At 39.9% G+C, this 13,977-nt stretch carries 15 protein-coding genes, 1 pseudogene and 1 other annotated feature; of the genes and pseudogenes, 11 read left to right on the plus strand and 5 right to left on the minus strand.

Features of this window, described 5'->3' with window-relative positions; translation table 11 throughout:
* Positions 1-234 precede the first annotated feature (234 nt).
* Positions 235-432 (plus strand): cold shock domain-containing protein, encoded by a 198-nt coding sequence (locus FN924_RS02145; protein ID WP_143891862.1) that lies wholly within the window; start codon positions 235-237, stop codon positions 430-432.
* A 49-nt stretch (positions 433-481) separates the two neighbouring features.
* Here FN924_RS02145 and FN924_RS02150 read toward each other — a convergent pair whose 3' ends face one another.
* The 3 genes from FN924_RS02150 to FN924_RS02160 all read right to left on the minus strand — a co-directional run bounded on the left by FN924_RS02150 (position 482) and on the right by FN924_RS02160 (position 2,879).
* Positions 482-1,255 (minus strand): class I SAM-dependent methyltransferase, encoded by a 774-nt coding sequence (locus FN924_RS02150; protein WP_143891863.1) that lies wholly within the window; start codon positions 1,253-1,255, stop codon positions 482-484.
* A gap of 17 nt (positions 1,256-1,272) precedes the next feature.
* Positions 1,273-2,154, minus strand: coding sequence for an NAD(P)-dependent oxidoreductase (locus FN924_RS02155; protein WP_143891864.1), 882 nt, complete (start codon positions 2,152-2,154; stop codon positions 1,273-1,275).
* 71 nt (positions 2,155-2,225) lie between these two features.
* On the minus strand, positions 2,226-2,879 hold the full coding sequence (locus tag FN924_RS02160) for a Type 1 glutamine amidotransferase-like domain-containing protein (RefSeq protein ID WP_158633908.1): 654 nt from the start codon (positions 2,877-2,879) through the stop codon (positions 2,226-2,228).
* Positions 2,880-3,032: 153 nt separating this feature from the next.
* Here FN924_RS02160 and FN924_RS02165 point away from each other — a divergent pair, with 153 nt between their 5' ends.
* The 3 genes from FN924_RS02165 (at position 3,033) to FN924_RS02175 (ending at position 4,590) form a co-directional block, all read left to right on the plus strand.
* Positions 3,033-3,476, plus strand: a complete 444-nt coding sequence (locus tag FN924_RS02165; protein ID WP_143891866.1) for a GNAT family N-acetyltransferase — start codon at positions 3,033-3,035, stop codon at positions 3,474-3,476.
* A gap of 104 nt (positions 3,477-3,580) precedes the next feature.
* Positions 3,581-4,285 carry a TraR/DksA C4-type zinc finger protein gene (locus FN924_RS02170; protein WP_143891867.1) on the plus strand — a complete coding sequence of 235 codons (705 nt, stop codon included), beginning with the start codon at positions 3,581-3,583 and terminating at the stop codon, positions 4,283-4,285.
* A gap of 98 nt (positions 4,286-4,383) precedes the next feature.
* Complete coding sequence (locus FN924_RS02175; protein WP_143891868.1) at positions 4,384-4,590, plus strand: zinc ribbon domain-containing protein; 207 nt, start codon at positions 4,384-4,386, stop codon at positions 4,588-4,590.
* Between the two features lie 102 nt (positions 4,591-4,692).
* On the opposite strand, the gene FN924_RS02180 is transcribed toward FN924_RS02175, so the two are convergent.
* Positions 4,693-6,051 carry a S1C family serine protease gene (locus tag FN924_RS02180; protein ID WP_228409535.1) on the minus strand — a complete coding sequence of 453 codons (1,359 nt, stop codon included), beginning with the start codon at positions 6,049-6,051 and terminating at the stop codon, positions 4,693-4,695.
* 181 nt (positions 6,052-6,232) lie between these two features.
* On the opposite strand from FN924_RS02180, the gene FN924_RS02185 reads away from it, so the two are divergent.
* From FN924_RS02185 to FN924_RS02215, 7 genes are all read left to right on the plus strand, one after another.
* Entirely contained in the window at positions 6,233-6,928 is a 696-nt protein-coding gene (locus FN924_RS02185) for a response regulator transcription factor (protein WP_143891869.1), read from the plus strand.
* Positions 6,925-8,253 carry a sensor histidine kinase gene (locus FN924_RS02190; RefSeq protein ID WP_143891870.1) on the plus strand — a complete coding sequence of 443 codons (1,329 nt, stop codon included), beginning with the start codon at positions 6,925-6,927 and terminating at the stop codon, positions 8,251-8,253. The genes FN924_RS02185 and FN924_RS02190 overlap by 4 nt, the downstream gene beginning before the upstream one ends.
* A gap of 117 nt (positions 8,254-8,370) precedes the next feature.
* Positions 8,371-10,194, plus strand: coding sequence for a translational GTPase TypA (typA, locus tag FN924_RS02195; protein ID WP_143891871.1), 1,824 nt, complete (start codon positions 8,371-8,373; stop codon positions 10,192-10,194).
* 199 nt (positions 10,195-10,393) lie between these two features.
* Positions 10,394-11,440: an NAD(P)/FAD-dependent oxidoreductase gene (locus FN924_RS02200; protein WP_407692003.1), complete on the plus strand. Its 1,047-nt coding sequence runs from the start codon at positions 10,394-10,396 to the stop codon at positions 11,438-11,440.
* A gap of 169 nt (positions 11,441-11,609) precedes the next feature.
* Positions 11,610-11,963 (plus strand): DUF2680 domain-containing protein, encoded by a 354-nt coding sequence (locus tag FN924_RS02205; RefSeq protein WP_143891873.1) that lies wholly within the window; start codon positions 11,610-11,612, stop codon positions 11,961-11,963.
* Between the two features lie 96 nt (positions 11,964-12,059).
* On the plus strand, positions 12,060-13,127 hold the full coding sequence (locus tag FN924_RS02210) for a PQQ-dependent sugar dehydrogenase (RefSeq protein ID WP_194709681.1): 1,068 nt from the start codon (positions 12,060-12,062) through the stop codon (positions 13,125-13,127).
* Between the two features lies 1 nt (position 13,128).
* Positions 13,129-13,404, plus strand: coding sequence for a YkvA family protein (locus FN924_RS02215; protein ID WP_143891875.1), 276 nt, complete (start codon positions 13,129-13,131; stop codon positions 13,402-13,404).
* Positions 13,405-13,492: 88 nt separating this feature from the next.
* Here FN924_RS02215 and FN924_RS02220 read toward each other — a convergent pair.
* Positions 13,493-13,621, minus strand: a pseudogene (locus tag FN924_RS02220) (YfhE family protein); the annotation flags it as partial.
* A 129-nt stretch (positions 13,622-13,750) separates the two neighbouring features.
* Positions 13,751-13,963: a binding site (T-box leader), on the plus strand.
* Positions 13,964-13,977: the final 14 nt, after the last annotated feature.

Genomic DNA, 13,977 nt, shown 5'->3' on the forward strand with positions numbered 1-13,977 from the left:
GCAAGGATATATTTTAACAAAAGTTTGTTTGTAAAATCAATACAATTGTGAAGTTGGTAAATTTATTGTAAAGACCTTACGGTAACTTGCTTTAAAAAGGAAAAAGTAGTAAAGTGAAGAAACAAAAGGAAGTGGATGGTTGAATATTTCTTTACGATCTCTTTAACAATAAGCGGTGTAAAGGTAATTCCATTCAATTACTTTGTACTTTTTATTGTAAGGAGGTCATGAACTATGACAGGTAAAGTAAAATGGTTTAATGCAGACAAAGGTTTTGGGTTCATCGAACGTGAGGATGGAGACGATGTTTTCGTACACTTCTCTGCTATCCAAAGCGAAGGTTTCAAAACGCTTGATGAAGGTCAAGAAGTTGAATTTGAAATCGTTGAAGGCGAACGCGGACCGCAAGCGGCTAATGTTGTGCGTCTATAATTAGACAAAATAGATTGGAATAGGGTGCATCCTTTCAAGGATGCACTCTTTATTTGTAGGCTAGCCAGATTGTCCAGCGATCTTTTTCCGTAACCTTCCCGTCGGGTAACTGCTTGTCGATGTGTTCGACTAAGGATTGTAGTTGATCATCGGTTAAGTCATGAAGAATAGACCGTCCGGTTCTGGTCTGTATATCTTGCAGCAGCTGCTCCTTTTTCTCATATACATTGCGAGTTTCCCACAATGGAATTGTCTCCACTTTCGAGAAGCCAGCATTGCTCATTGCCCGAATCACTTCTGCAGAACGGTGTCTTCTTTTTTCTTCCATCTTTCCTAAATGAGGAAACAATTCAAAGAAATAGCCTCGTATGTGTTCTTCGGAACCAGTAAGGAGACAATCTTCAGGTGTTCGATCTTGAACAATGTATACTCCATCGTTCTTTAATACACGGTGTGCTTCTTGAAAGACAGGAAGAAGATCCTGAATGTGATGAATTAACGCCCTTTCCAGGATGGCTTCCACACTAGAGTCCTCAAGATTGGTTTTAGATGCACTTCCATAGTTAAAATGGATGGAAGGGTAGTTCTGGCAAGCTTCCCGTGCACCTTCTAATATCGATTCAGAGAAATCAATGCCGACTACTTCGCTGACTCCTAAATCAATAAGTGCTTTTGCGTAAATACCTCCACCGCACCCAATATCTGCAGCAAGAGATATAGACGGGAAATCAATATGACGAGAGAGTAAATCCTTCCAAGAAGAATCCGCTGTCCGGGTCGTATAGCTTGTTTTTATATCCTTGGAATGAAAATTGATAGGCATGGACTCGTTACTCCATTCTATTTAGTTTTTTGGAACAGCTTGATTAATGCTTGTGTACCGCTGTTTTCATTGCCTTCAGCAGCTAGTTTTTCATAGAGCGAAAGGGACAATTCTAATCCAGGAGTGGATAGTCCAAGCTCTTTAGCTGATTCTAAAGCTATTTTCATGTCTTTTATAAAGTGTTTCACATAAAAGCCTGGGTCATAGTTATCCGCAATCATTCTTGGAGCTAGGTTACTAAGGGACCAGCTACCGGCGGCACCTGTTGTGATACTATCCAAGACTTTACTAGGATTAAGACCAGCTTTCTGCGCGTAGGTAACCGCTTCACAGACACCAATCATGTTCGATGCGATTGTAATCTGATTGCTCATTTTTGTATGCTGACCGGAACCAGCAGGACCTTGTAATTGAATATTTTCACCCATTAATTCAAATATTGGTAGCATATCCTCGAATACCTTTTCTTCTCCACCTACCATAATGGCCAATGTTCCATTACGAGCTCCTAAATCTCCACCAGATACAGGTGCATCCAAAGCAAAGAGGTCCTTTATTTTAGCTTTTTCGAAAATTTCTTTCGCTAAGGACGGTTTCGATGTTGTCATATCAATTAAATAGGAACCAGGTCTCGCGTGGTTTAACAGTCCTTCTTCCCCTAAATACACTTCTTCTACATCTGATGGGTACCCAACGATGGTAATGATGACGTCTGATTCCTTAGCTAGTTCTTTTACAGAATCCTTCCACGTGGCTCCTTGTTGAAGGAGTGACTTAGCTCTACTCTTGGTTCGTGTGAACACGTTTAATTGGTAGCCTGCTTGAATTAAATGAGCAGCCATACTGCCACCCATTACTCCTGTACCAATGAATCCAATCGTTTTCTTTTGTGTGCTCATATTCGTTCCCCCTTATGTAAGAATTGTAATTCTACAAGTAGACTGTAAAATCCTCTTTAAAGAAGTGCTTATTAACGGTAAAAGGTGTGGACTGTATGATCGGATACTTCATATTGATGGTGAGGCTTCTCATTTTTAAACACTAAGCATGCTTTTTCATCAATTCCATATCCTATAGGTACTTGTAGCCTTTCTATTCCTTTTATTAAATGTTCTTGATCATTCCATTGGCTAAAGTGAACGCTAATTGCTACGTTTGGACATAAACCTAATCCATCCCCAATCCACGGTAATTCGTCGTCTGTATCATGTGGGGACAAGAGTACTTTATCTGGCATAATGAGTGCACCAGCTGAATTTCCTCCGATTGGTGTTCCCTCACGGTATTTTTGAATAATAGCATCCTTTATTGGCGATTTAACATAGCAATCGTAGTATGTTTTTGTATGGCCACCACCAATAAAAACACCAGTAGCTTGGTCTATGGTATCTAGTATTTCTTTAACATTTGATAAAGTATTTGGGTTTAAGACAATCGTGTAAATTTGGCTCAGTTCAAGATCCCAATATTTCGTATAGTTTGGGAGATAGTCTTCCCAACCTTCCCGGTAGATGATGAGTAAGGCGATGGAAGCCTTTTGTCCCCCGGCTCTTTGTAAAAAAGCTTTCATTGCTTCCGGTTGCTCTAATTTTCCGCCTAACATATAAAGGTAACGATCCGACACGGTTGGTCCTCCTTTTGTTTTCCGGTAGTGGAGATAGGTTCTTGGCACATGCATGTGCTACATTTTACATGATGTTACCATAAGGCGAAATCATTTACATCTTCTACTTGGTCATTTACGATAAAGACACTTGTGTATATGGGGGAGAACGGAATGGAATGGATGTATAAGCGTTTTGACGAATTAACAGCTCTGGAGCTTTATCAAATTATAAAAGCAAGGATCGACGTCTTTGTTGTGGAGCAGGACTGTCCTTATCCAGAATTAGACAACCATGATCAAGCAGCGGTCCATTTATATTTACATCATGATAAAGATATCGTGGCATATGCCAGATTGTTGCCGCCAGGGTCCACGTATTGTCAGGCGTCTATTGGGAGAGTATTGGTTCATTCCAATTACCGCGGAGGTGGATATGGGAAAGAGCTATTGATACGCTCGATTGATTACATCATAAATGAGTGGCAAGAGAAAGAGATAAAGATTCAAGGTCAGGAATATTTGCGGAGATTTTATGGTTCCTTTGGCTTTGAAGAAATTTCGGACGTGTACTTAGAGGATGGTATTCCTCACGTCGATATGCTGTTAAAAAAGTAAGAGACCATTTACCGTCATTTCCATAATCTAATTCTATTGAGCGATTTATTTGCGGTTATACTAATATTGCCCCATAAAGACAAAATGTCAGGAGGCGATACAACATGATTAGCCGTGATGAGGTCGATCAATGTAAAGCTAGGCTTATGGAGCGTCGAGGTGAGTTAAGTCAAGTACTAGATGATCACTTTGGAACAAAGTTTGAGTTAATTAAGGAGTCTGTAAGTGAGTTGTCGAACTACGATAACCATCCTGGTGACCATGGAACAGAGCTTTATGAGCGAGAAAAGGATATTGCTTTAAATGATCACCATGAGCAGGAATGGCAAGATATAAATCATGCCCTCGAGAAAATTGAAAATGGGACGTATGGTCAATGTGAAGAATGTGGACAAGACATTCCTGTTGAACGATTGTATGCATTACCAACGGCAACCCGTTGTATTCGACATTCGCAAGAACAAAATATTTCAACGAACCGTCCTGTTGAGGAAGATGTTATTCACCCAAGTATTACAGAAATGGAATCCTCTGTGGATGAGGAGGAATCAACAGTATTTGATCCAGAAGATGCGTGGCAACGAGTTAGTTCATGGGGGACTTCTGAAACGCCATCTGACTTTTATAATACAGATAAAAATTTTAATGATATGTTCTTCCATTCGGGAGAGATGATTGGGAGTGCCGAAGAAATTGAAGGGTTCATAATTACAGACATGGAAGGTAATTATGATGGGGTAAACCTAGACCATGAAATGTATGAAGACTATTTGGACCAGAATGAGGTCAGTAGTATATTGTATAGCTAACTAAAAGGGGACGTGTATGCGTCCTCTTTTTTTCGGTTTAAAAGAAACCTTTTATTCTGTATCATCGTATATAGAAGATATAAGAGGAGGATGTACTAATGTCAGAGCATAAGGGTTGCATGAAATGTGGAAGCACAGATGCAGGTCAAAAGGAAGTATCCATGAGTGGGACAGGATTATCCAAGATGTTTGATGTCCAGCATAATCAATTCATTGTTGTTTTTTGCAAACAATGTGGATATTCAGAGTTTTACAATAAGCAAAGCTCCACAGGTAGTAACATTTTAGATTTATTTTTTGGGTGAATAGTAAAAGGATGGGCGTCAGATGACGCCCATCCTTTTCCATTTATATGAATACCCTCTGGAGAAAAAAGGGGGGGAGACCCCAGAGGGTAGGTTCACGTGTTATTGTTGTTGACTTTGCTCTTGATTTTGCTCTCCTAGAGTTAGTGATGTTTTTTGTTTTTGTCCATCCCGATAATACGTAATCTCGATTTTATCTCCAATTTCGGTGCTACCATAAAGGTATTGCTTTAAATCCATCATGTTGGTAATTGCATGATCATTAATTTTTGTAATGACATCGTATTTCTTTAAGGATGCTTCATCAGCTGGAGAGTTTACTTGCACCTGTGCAATGACTACTCCATCAGTTACGTCTTCCCCAAGCTTTAAGGTTTGTTGTTTGTTTCTTTCTGGAACGGTACTAAGTGCCACTGCACTAATTCCAATGAATGGACGATCCACGTGACCATTCTCTTCTAATTGTTGAATGATTGGTTTTGCAGTATCCATTGGAATAGCAAATCCAATTCCTTCAACAGCTTCTTGTGCAATCTTCATAGAGTTAATTCCAACTACTTCCCCGTTCGCGTTAATCAAAGCACCACCACTATTACCTGGGTTAATGGCTGCATCGGTTTGAATAACTTCAGTTGTCCAGTCTGCCTGACCATCTGAGTTTAGATCCATTTCTACCGAGCGATTTAACCCACTAATAATGCCTTTTGTTACAGAACCAGCGAATTCCGTGCCAAGTGGATTTCCGATTGCGATTACGGTTTGTCCAACTTCTAAGCTACTAGAAGAGCCGAGGTTGGCTACCTGTTTCACCTTGCTACCGTCCATTTCTAAGACAGCTAAATCACTAAGTTCATCTCCACCTAATAGCTTAGCCTGTACTTTGTCCCCGTTCGCCATAACGACTTCTAGTTCATTAGCACCTTCAACTACGTGATAGTTTGTGACGACATAGGCTTTGCCATCTTCTTTTTTATAAATCACACCAGAACCTGTGCCCGATGCTTCTGATTCACTCCATAAACTAGTATTCTGGATGTTTGATACGCCGACTACTGCTTCTGTATTTTGTTGAATTGCTTGTTGAATGGATGTCGCATCATCCTCCGATGATAATGTTTGAACGACATCGCTTGAAGCTACGGACTCTTCATTCGATTGACTAGTTTGTGCGGATGGAGTGGTTTCGTTATCATGATCTAAAGGTATAACACCTGTAGTAATTAAACCTGTTCCAACAGCTGCTACAACTAAACCACCAACTACGCTGCTAAGTAACATTTTAAATGTGCTAGATGATCTACCCTTGTCTTTTTTTGGAGGTTTCAGTTCTTCTGATGGAGCTGAAGAAGTCGAATACGTCTCTTCGACTTGCTCTTCTTCTTCTACTGGTTGGTTTGTTGTATTTTCATCATAAGATTGTAAGTTTGAGTTCTCGTGATTTTCATGATCTTTATAATCCACTAAAATCACACCTTTCTTGAAATTGAATTTTTATTTATCTCGTTGTACATTTCTTATTGTACGTAGCAGGTATGGCAATACTTTGGTACAAATGTGTAAAAAGTGTGTAAAACAAGAAGATGGATTCACATTTATGAAAGATGTGCGAAAATATAATCAATAAATAGGGGGCGGAGTAGTAATGCATGCGAATGTTGCAATTGTTGAAGATGATCGAAATATTCAAAATATCGTGAAAGCGTACCTTCAAAAAGAAGGGTATGACATCATCGCTATGGATAATGCAGAGGATGCTTGGGAGTATTGGAACAGTGGCAAAAAGCCTGATATGTGGATATTAGATATCATGCTTCCCGGAATGGATGGGTATGAACTGTGCAAAAAGATACGAGATACGAGCGATGTACCGATTATTATTATTTCCGCGAAGGATGAAGAAATCGATAAAATATTAGGCTTGGAATTAGGTGGGGATGACTATTTAACAAAGCCTTTTAGTCCAAGAGAATTAGTGGCACGTGTCAAGCGTTTGTTTAAACGAGTGACCGTGCAGCGTGTACCTCAAGGGGTGAAAGAAGAACGACAGCTTGGAGACTTAATTGTTAAATTAGACGATCGACGAATCGTTTGGCAAGGGGAAGAAATAGAGGTAACAGCGAAGGAATTTGATATGTTGTCTATCTTTGTGCAAAATCAAAACCGAGCTTTTTCTAGAGAAGAGCTCCTGAAAAAGGTATGGGGAGAGGATTACTTTGGAAGTGATCGAGCAGTAGACGATCTAATTAAAAGACTTCGAAAGAAATTGGACGGGCTTCCAATTGAAACGGTTTGGGGGTATGGCTACCGTATGAGGAGCTCAAGTGAGGACGGATCATGAAATTACAATATCAACTGAATGCAGCCTTTACCACGTTGCTTGTTGTGATCATGTCAGTTACGGCTTATACCATCTATTCCCTACTATTAAATTTACTAATACAAGATGAACAGAGACAATTACAGGCTAAAGGGGAATTACTCGTTAGTATTTTAAATGATGAGTATAACTCGGTGAATGTGCAGCGATTTTTAAATGAACAAGACCTTCAATTATTTATTTATGATAATAACTCGGACCAAATTCTTTTGTCTACGCTTCCCTCTGATGTAACGGAATACTGGGTTAAACATTATGATTTGAGCTCGGATGAACAGCCGTTGTGGCGTGCTGGGGATGAACGGTATGTGGTATCCAAAATTGCATTTTACACCGAACTGCCAGATGCTGAACTTGTGCTCGTCACGCCGTTAGATGATTTGCAAGCTGTTCAACATACCTTTGTCTCTAGGTTATTGATCGTATTTTTTATTGGTGTCACGGCAGCGATTGCCTTGAGCTATTTATTAACGCGCCGTCTTGTTACTCCTCTTACGAGACTGAAGCATCAAATTAAAAAAATCCAAAACCGTCAATTCGATGAATTAAGGAAAATTGACGCTAGTGGAGAGATTAAAGAGGTAGAACAAAGTGTAATCGAGATGGCTAGAGAACTAGAGCGATATATAACATCACAAAAGCAGTTTTTTCAAAATGCGAGTCATGAGCTTAAAACCCCGTTAATGACAATCCAAGGGTATGCAGAAGGAATTCGAGATGGGATATTTACGGATGCTGACGCAGAGCGCGGCTTAGATGTTGTGGTGCAGGAAATCAGTCGTTTAAAAAAGATAATCAATGAGATGATTTTACTCGCGAAATTAGATAGTGATGAGAATATATACGAAAAAGAACTGATAAAAGTAGAGGAATTAATCACACTAATAGCAGAACGGGCATTACCTTTAGCCAATGAACGCTCGATTTCCTTAAGATATGATACAGATGTTTTATCTTCTTTTGAAGCGGATAAAGAAAAGCTATTGCAAGCTACGATGAATATTGTATCCAATGCAGTTCGACATGCAGAATCGACTGTGGAGGTAAGTAGCTATGAAAAGGATGGGTATGTGCATTTACGGATTTCGGATGATGGTCCAGGAATAACGGAAGACCTCATTCCACACTTATTTCATCGCTTTGTAAAAGGAAAAGGTGGAGAAACAGGACTTGGACTTGCAATTGCAAGAGCAATCGTAGAACGGTCTGGTGGCTCCATATCTGTGGAAACTTCTCATCTCGGAGGAGCCATGTTTACAATTACTTTTCCAAAGATGACTTCGTAAGAAAACTAATACAATGTCAGCAAATATATATACATCCTAAAAAGTGTGCTATAATAGGCTGGTTGTGATTGGAAATAACTACGTATCTATATGATACTTAGAGGAGAGTAAATTAGAATGCAATTAAGAGAAGATATTCGTAATATCGCAATTATTGCTCACGTTGACCACGGAAAAACAACGTTAGTGGATCAGTTACTTCGCTACTCTGGAACATTTCGTGAAAATGAACAAGTCGACGACAGAGCAATGGACTCCAATGATTTGGAGAGAGAACGAGGCATAACGATTTTAGCTAAAAATACGGCTATTCAATATAACGATACACGAGTGAACATCTTAGATACACCTGGTCACGCAGACTTTGGTGGAGAAGTAGAACGTATTATGAAAATGGTAGACGGTGTATTGCTTGTGGTAGATGCTTATGAAGGGTGTATGCCGCAAACACGTTTCGTGTTGAAAAAAGCGTTAGAGCAAAAGCTTACACCAATCGTTGTTGTAAACAAAATTGATAGACCAAGTGCCCGCCCGGAATATGTTATTGATGAAGTACTGGATTTGTTTATTGAGCTTGGAGCAGATGAGGATCAATTAGAATTTCCAGTTGTGTATGCTTCTGCATTAAATGGAACGTCTGGATTAGAGCCAGAAGACCAACAAGAAACAATGGATCCTGTTTTCACTACAATCTTAGACCATATCCCAGCGCCTGAAGACAATTCTGCAGAACCGCTGCAGTTCCAAGTAACGATGCTAGACTATAACGATTACTTGGGCCGTATAGGGGTTGGACGGATTTTCCGTGGTACGATTAAAGTGGGTCAACAGGTATCGTTAATGAAAAAAGACGGCTCCGTTAAGAATTTCCGTGTAACGAAATTATTTGGCTTTATCGGATTAAAGCGGATTGAAATTGAAGAAGCAAAAGCTGGAGACATTATCGCTCTATCTGGGATGGAGGATATAAACGTTGGAGAGACCGTTTGTCCAACAGATCATCAGGAAGCATTACCAATTCTTCGTATTGATGAACCAACGCTACAGATGACATTCCTAGTTAATAATAGTCCTTTTGCAGGTCGTGAAGGAAAATATATTACATCTCGTAAAATTGAAGAGCGTTTATTAACGCAGCTAGAAACAGATGTAAGTTTACGTGTTGACCCAACCGATTCGCCGGATGCGTGGACCGTGTCTGGTCGTGGGGAGCTTCACCTTTCTATTCTAGTTGAAAATATGCGTCGTGAAGGCTATGAATTACAGCTTTCCAAACCACAGGTAATTATTAAGGAAGTAGACGGAGTACGTTGTGAGCCAATCGAACGCGTACAAGTTGACGTTCCTGAAGATTATACAGGTGCTGTTATGGAATCCCTCGGAGCAAGAAAAGGGGAAATGCTCGACATGGTCAACCATGGCAATGGACAAGTCAGAATGGAATTCAAAGTTCCATCCCGTGGTTTAATCGGTTATACAACAGAGTTTATGACACAAACGAGAGGGTTCGGTATTCTAAACCATACGTTTGATCAATACGAACCGGTTGTATCCGGTCGCGTTGGTGGCAGACACCAAGGTGTTCTAGTAGCATTGGAAGCAGGAAAAGCTTCTACTTATGGAATTATGGGACTAGAGGATCGTGGAACGATTTTCGTAGATCCAGGTACAGAAGTATATTCCGGTATGATTGTTGGAGAGCACAACCGTGACAACGACTTAACGGTAAATATTACAAAAGAAAAACATCTTACAAACGTTCGTTCTGCAACGAAAGACCAGACAGCTACGATTCGCAAGACGAGAAAACTTACGCTAGAAGAGGCCATTGAATATCTAAACGATGATGAATATTGTGAAGTAACACCAGAATCGATTCGGCTTCGTAAAAAAATCTTAAACAAAAATGAACGTGAAAAAGCAGCGAAGAAAAAATCTTAATCGGAAGGACCCAGCTCTAAGACTTAGAGCTGGGTTTTTTATGTCCTAAAATCGTGACAAAGTTAGTAGGATACCTTTAGCTGTTAAATATTACAATTGGTATTGATTATCATTATCAATTAGTAGTATGATAAACCTAGTTGTAATTTATCGGTGAACAAGATCTTGAAAATAGTAGGAAGAAGGAGCGGATCAAATAATGAAGAAAGATATCTTTGATGTCACGATTATTGGTGGTGGTCCAGCTGGACTTTTTTCGGCCTTCTATAGTGGGCTTAGAGAAATGAAAACAAAGATCATAGATTTTCAATCGGAGCTAGGTGGAAAGGTGCATGTTTATCCGGAAAAGATGGTTTGGGATGTTGGCGGTTTGCCACCCATATTAGGAGAAAAGTTAATCGAGCAGCTCGTGAATCAAGGATTAACGTTTGATCCGACAGTTGTTCTAAACGAAAAAATTACAGCCATTGCTCGTGATGAATCTGGAATATTCATCCTAAGAGGTTCGTCAGGGAAAGAACATTATTCTAAAACTATAATTATCGCAGTTGGTGGAGGCATTATTAAGCCACAACGAATTGAAATTTCCGGTGCCGAAAAGTTTGAGGTCAGCAATTTACACTATACAGTTAAATCACTTAAACGCTTTAAAAATAGAACCGTGCTCATATCAGGTGGCGGAGATACAGCAATTGATTGGGCAAATGAATTAGAATCCATTGCGAAGAAAGTGTACGTAACGTATCGAAAAGACGCGTTTACGGGGCATGAAGCCCATGTTACCCAACTCTTGAAAAGTACAGCAACTTGCTTTTTTAACACAACAATTACAAAACTACTTGCGAATGCGAATCAAGATTCAATTGAGCAGGTACAGCTAACCAATCACGAAACGGGAGAAGTAGAATACTTAGGAGTTGACGACGTAATCATCAATCACGGGTATGTCCGAGATAAGGATTTAATTGCAAATAGTGAGCTAGAGATTGCGATGCTGAATGAGTGGTGCATTGCTGGAGAAGCGACAAGTGCTACGAACGTTCCAGGTATCTATGCTGCTGGTGATGTACTAGGGCATGAAGGGAAATTACACCTTATTGCGGGTGCATTCCACGATGCAGGAAATGCAGTAAATCATGCGAAGCAATTTTTAGAGCCAAAGGCAGAAGCATTCGGATTAGTTTCCTCTCATAATGATTTGTTTAAAGATCGAAATCGAGAGTTAATAAAAGAAATGATTAAATAGATGGCCTAGCTAAGGTGCCGAATCCAATCAGATGGTATTCGACACCTTTTTATGTTCCTTTTGTACCCTTGATAGGATGATTCCATTAAACGTTTAAAACACATAAGTATAAACCTTCGTTTTTAGCACAAAGTAGTTCTAAGTACATAGAGAAAGGAGGAAGAACAAGATGAAGCAGCTAAAGCTGAGTTTCATACTCGTGGCGTTTACTTTAACATTGTTTAACTTTAGTTCGTTAGATATAAACGCGGAAGGTAACGTAGAACCGAATCATGAAGAAATGGAAAAGAAAGAACTAACAAAGGATCAGATTGCTGAGATGAAGCAATTGCACGATGAACTCGTGAAACAGCGTAAACTAATTATCGATAAGTATGTAGAATACGGTGTTATGACAGAGGAAAAAGCAAAGAAAATGAAAGAGCACTTAGACTTCTTCAGCAAAAAGCTAAAGGAAAATGGCTATATCATGGAACATAAAAAGCATGGTCATGGTCATAATAAATGGGAAAAAGACGAATAGGATGAAAGACCCAACCAATTAGGTTGGGTTTTCCTTTTACAATCACAAGGAAAGTAGGTATAGTAAAATAAATTCCAACTCTAGAGGAGTGTTGTGATGCGATGGCTTGCGATTGCAGGGATGGGTATCTTGCTTATTGGTTGTTCGAACCAAGAGGATTCTAGTCGTCATCAAACAACGGAAAATTCGGAATATGAGGACTCAAATCATTCAACTGTTAAGGTGATTGCATCACAGCTTGAGGAACCGTGGGAGATTGTCCCGTACAAAGAGAGCATTTATGTGAGTGAAAGAAAAGGGTTGATTGTTGAGATAGTAGAGAATGAACAGAAAAGAAAGCCGGTACAGTTCCATCAAGAACTATCTGACAAACCAGAAGCGGGTTTATTAGGATTGGTGTTACCGGAGGATTTTCAAGAAAGCAAACGAGCAATTGCCTATTATTCTTATGTGCAAGCTGGGAACATCTATCAAAGAGTCACTACCTTAATAGAGGAGGATACCTTCTGGCAGGAAGGGGTTACGATACTTGATCAAATACCGGGTGGTACGTATCACCAAGGCGGTAGGTTAGAAATTGGACCGGATCAAAAGCTCTATATTACAACAGGAGATGCAACAATGCCGGATCAAGCTCAAAACTTAGAAAGCTTAGCGGGAAAAATATTGCGTGTGAATCTAGATGGATCGATACCGTCGGATAATCCATTCCCGAATTCCCCTATCTATAGTTATGGTCATCGAAATCCACAAGGAATGACATGGACGAACGATGGCGTTATGTATGCAACAGAACACGGCAATCAAGCACATGATGAGCTAAATCATATCCAGAAGGGCTCAAATTACGGGTGGCCCATCATCCAAGGAAATAGTGCAGTGGACGGAATGGAAAAACCAATCATTCACTCAGGAGAAGACACATGGGCCCCTTCAGGCTTAGCTTACTACCGTGACTATCTGTATTTTGCAGGATTACGTGGGCAATCTATTTTTCGGTATGACATAGAGCAGGAGCAGTTAGCCTCGTGGCTTGACGGCTTTGGACGAATCCGAGATGTACAGGCATCCGAAACAGGATTGTACTTTATAACCAATAATACCGATGGCAGAGGTAATCCATCCTCAGAGGATGATCAGCTGCTGTTCAAAAGGTGGGAATAGAATGAGGAGATTATTTCGAAGATTAAAGTTCTTATTCAATATTAGAAAATCCATTCCGTTTCTAAAAGACTTTTTCACATCCAATCAAGTGAGTAGGCGCAAAAAGCTAATTTCCATTCTTTTGGTTGTTGGATATATTTTGTTTCCGTTTGACTTAATTCCGGATTTTCTCCTATTGTTCGGCATCTTAGATGATGTAGCGGTTGCCGGCTTTGTACTGCAAAAGATTATTCAGATGGCACCAAAGGACCTTCAGGATAAATACGGGATTAAATAGCTTATGACACATGAAAAAACTAGCTCCTGAAAAAGAGCTAGTTACCATCAAGCCTTTATAAATTTGGGTTTTCTCTACGTGCTTCTTTTACTCGAGCACTGCGATATCCACCAGCTATGTCTGCTCGTTTAAATTCTTTTGTGTACAGAACCTCTTGTGTATCCGACAAGGAAGCTCCTTCCGTGCGTGTGGGTTGATATTGAGAATTTTTTGCCATCGAAAAACACCCTTTCTATAGGATAGGTATATAACTATCATTCCCATCCCATACTGAAATAAACGAAGAATTTTCCAAGTAGGATTGAAATTTTAGCAGAAATCAGTATAATAAAAGTACTTTACATAGTCATGGTTGATGAGAAAGAGAGTAGCTCTTCTGGACGTCAAAGCGAGCTAGGATTTGGTGCGAGCCTAGCATGAAAGGGAGAATGAACCGGACTTTCTCGACTGTACTCCTGAAACGATGTAGTAGGGATTACCGGTTGCCGCCGTTATCGGTTAAGCAGGTTCTTTAGAACAAATAGAGTGGTACCGCGGGATTAAAGCTCTCGTCTCTTACAATAGAGACGAGGG

The organism is Radiobacillus deserti (genome assembly GCF_007301515.1).
GTDB classification, from domain to species: domain Bacteria; phylum Bacillota; class Bacilli; order Bacillales; family Amphibacillaceae; genus Radiobacillus; species Radiobacillus deserti.